Source organism: Chamaesiphon polymorphus CCALA 037, assembly GCF_003003845.1.
GTDB lineage: Bacteria > Cyanobacteriota > Cyanobacteriia > Cyanobacteriales > Chamaesiphonaceae > Chamaesiphon > Chamaesiphon polymorphus.
Window position 1 is genome coordinate 1 of the sequence record NZ_PVWO01000599.1, and the last position, 3,179, is coordinate 3,179.

The 3,179-nt window shown below is 45.2% G+C and carries 2 protein-coding genes and 1 pseudogene; 2 read left to right on the forward strand and 1 reads right to left on the reverse strand.

The genetic code is table 11. From position 1 onward, the window contains the following. A pseudogene (locus C7B77_RS26940) lies at positions 1 to 563 on the reverse strand (AAA family ATPase); the annotation flags it as partial. 418 nt (positions 564 to 981) lie between these two features. Between C7B77_RS26940 and C7B77_RS26945 the strand changes: the two are divergent. Both C7B77_RS26945 and bioB read left to right on the forward strand, forming a co-directional pair. Next, on the forward strand, positions 982 to 1,932 hold the full coding sequence (locus C7B77_RS26945) for a GGDEF domain-containing response regulator (RefSeq protein WP_106312274.1): 951 nt from the start codon (positions 982 to 984) through the stop codon (positions 1,930 to 1,932). A 205-nt stretch (positions 1,933 to 2,137) separates the two neighbouring features. After that, positions 2,138 to 3,142 (forward strand): biotin synthase BioB, encoded by a 1,005-nt coding sequence (bioB, locus tag C7B77_RS26950; RefSeq protein WP_181244052.1) that lies wholly within the window; start codon positions 2,138 to 2,140, stop codon positions 3,140 to 3,142. The last annotated feature ends 37 nt before the right edge of the window (positions 3,143 to 3,179 follow it).

Sequence of the window (3,179 nt, forward strand, 5' to 3'; positions counted from 1 at the left end):
GGCACCTGCTGACAGCGCGAGACAATCGTCGGTAGCAGCGATTCGACGCTGGAGGCAATCGCGATGATGGTGGCTTTTCCCGGTTCTTCTAGAGTCTTTAACAAGGCATTGGCAGCGGCTTCTGGCATCGTTTCGGCTTGCTCGATCGCAATTACAGATCGATCGCCCAGTAGCGGCGGACGTGCCAAAAAGCGACTGATGTCGCGAATTTGTTCGATCCGAATTTGAGGCGGTGTTTTGCGTTTGATGCCTGCGGCAGTGGCTTCGGCGGCGGAGTATAGTTTTCCTTGGTGATTGTATGTCGGTGCTACCCACAACACATCGGGATGATTGCCTTGATGGAGTTTTTGTTTGATTAATGCCTGTTGGTTTTCTGGAACTTCGTGGCAAAAAATTGATTCAATAAAACAGCGGGCAGCGAGACTTTTGCCGATGCCATCGGCACCATAAAATAAATATGCAGGTGCCAGCCGTTGTTTGACGATCGATCGCGTCAAAATTTCGACGGCTTGGGTTTGTCCGACTAATGTAGAGCTAAATTGAGTCAAGTTTCCAGTTGTCATTCACAGGACAATTGTACCATTAGCTTGAATCGGACTGCATGAAGTATTTAGACAATCGGCGATCGCAGTGGCAGTAAGTGTAATTTATGTTACCTAAGATACTTAGTTCGCGGATAATGATAAACTTCATTGGTGAAACCTTGACGAGCGATAATCTTTACAAGCTACAGCCAGTAGGTAAAATCGCAATTCAAAAGAAATAACTACTTACATGCTACTGTTTGGCTACTCGATGGGTACACTATGGTAACGCTAGCCCGAACTCAGCTTGTTTCGATCGAGAGGCAGTTGTCAATAGTGAGAGGCGTCAGCTCATGCCAACACGAATCGATGGAGTTACATCGTTCAAATCATCACAAATTAGTGGACAGTCACGATATCTAGATAAGTAAGTGGATGATTATTTACGCGAGTTACTATGAATACGCCTGAACCAAACTTTCAACGAATTTTATTAGTTGATGACGATCTTGTCGTGCGGGCACAGGTAAGTGAGTCATTAGCACAAGATGGTTTTGAAGTAATACTTGCAAAAAATGGTGATGATGGAATTGCTGCATACCAAGAACATCGCCCCGATCTGATTCTAGTAGATGCGGTGATGCCAATTTTAGATGGGTTTGAATTTTGCGAACAACTCAAGAATTTAGGCGAACGTTTGACCCCAATTTTAATGATTACCTCATTAGATGATAACGAGTCAGTCGATCGAGCTTTTGCTAGTGGGGCAACTGATTATATTACCAAGCCAATTAATTTGTCTATTCTCCGTCAGCGCGTGCGGAATTTAATTCGTCAATCTCATTTAATTAAAAATCAATTAAACGAACTTCAACAAGCCAACCAAAATTTAAAATCACTGGTAAATCTAGACAGTCTCACGAAACTATCCAATCGGCGCGGATTTGACGACTATATTCAAAAAGAGTGGGATCGGATGCGCCGGATTAAAGCTCCGTTATCTTTGATCATGTGCGATGTTGATTTTTTTAAAAACTATAACGATCGATATTTACATCCCAATGGCGATCTCTGTTTGATTGAAGTTGCCATGGCAATGCGAAATACCGTGCGCCGCAGTGGCGATTTGGTTGCCCGATATGGGGGCGAAGAATTTGCGATCGTCTTACCAAATACCGATGCTTTGGGTGCCGTTTCGGTAGCTGAAAATGTCCGCACGGCAATTAAAAATCTTCAGATCGTTCATGAAGCTTCATCCGTCTGTCCTCACGTCACTATTAGTGTTGGCGTGTCTACAATTATTCCCACCGCCGAAAATGATTTTCAAGCTCTAATTCATGCCGCAGATCGAGCCTTATATCAGGCTAAATCTCAAGGACGCGATCGAGTAACGATGTTGGTGGCTTAGACTAGGCTTTAGGGAAAAGGGAAAAGGGCAAAGGGGAAAGGGCAAAGGGGGAAATAAACTATATTACTCATCCACCCATCCACCCATCTACCCATCCACCCCTCTCCCAACTCCCAACTCCAAAACTTTCACAAAATAAACTAGTGAATCCGGTATGCCTGATGCGATAATAGACGATCGCGCAACACTATAGACCCTTAGTTACATGCTACTGACAACACCCACTTGGAATACCCTGGCAGATCGATCGTTAGCTGGAGAGATATTGACTAGGGAAGAAGCCTTGGCGGTACTTCAGGCACATGATGAGGTGTTGTTGGATCAAATCGCCGCCGCCTATCGGGTGCGCCGCCACTACTGGAGCAATCGCGTTCGGCTGCATTATCTCCTCAACGCTCAAAGCGGTTTGTGTCCCGAAGATTGTCATTATTGCTCGCAGTCAAAGATCTCGACAGCAGAGATCGAAAAATATCCGTTGATGGCGCAAGAAAAGATCCTCGCAGCGGCAAAACGCGCCGCCGAACTTCAGGCGGGGACTTTTTGCATGGTAATTTCCGGTCGATCGCCGAATGAAGCTACTTTTGGTAAAGTATTAGAGGCAGTACGAGAAGTTAAGGCCAATTACGACCTCAAAGTTTGTGCTTGTCTGGGCTTGTTGAGCGAGGAGCAGACGCACCGTCTGGCTGAGGCAGGAGTAGATCGCGTCAATCACAATCTCAATACCTCAGAAGCCAATCACGATCGAATTGCGACTACTCATACCTATACCGATCGAGTCGAAACCGTCAAAAATGTCCATGCTGCGGGGATTACCACCTGTTCTGGCGGGATTTTGGGCATGGGTGAGTCGAATGATGATGTTATCGATTTAGCCCTCTCGCTGCGCGAATTAGGTGTCACTAGCGTCCCGATCAATTTTTTAATCCCGATTCCAGGTACTAAATTTGCCGATATTCAGCAATTGACACCGCAACAGTGTCTGCGGATTTTATGTTTATTCCGGTTCTTATTACCCTCTCAAGAAATTCGGATTGCTGGGGGACGAGAAGTACATTTGCGATCGCTACAACCGTTAGGATTATATGTCGCAAATTCGATCTTTGTCGGCGACTATCTCACGACACCAGGACAATCGGCAACTCAAGATTGGGATACAATTTCCGATCTAGGATTTGTATTAGAAGCTGCGGACGGTTCTCCGATTAAATAATTGAAAATAGTTATAATTCGTTGTCGATGGATTTACC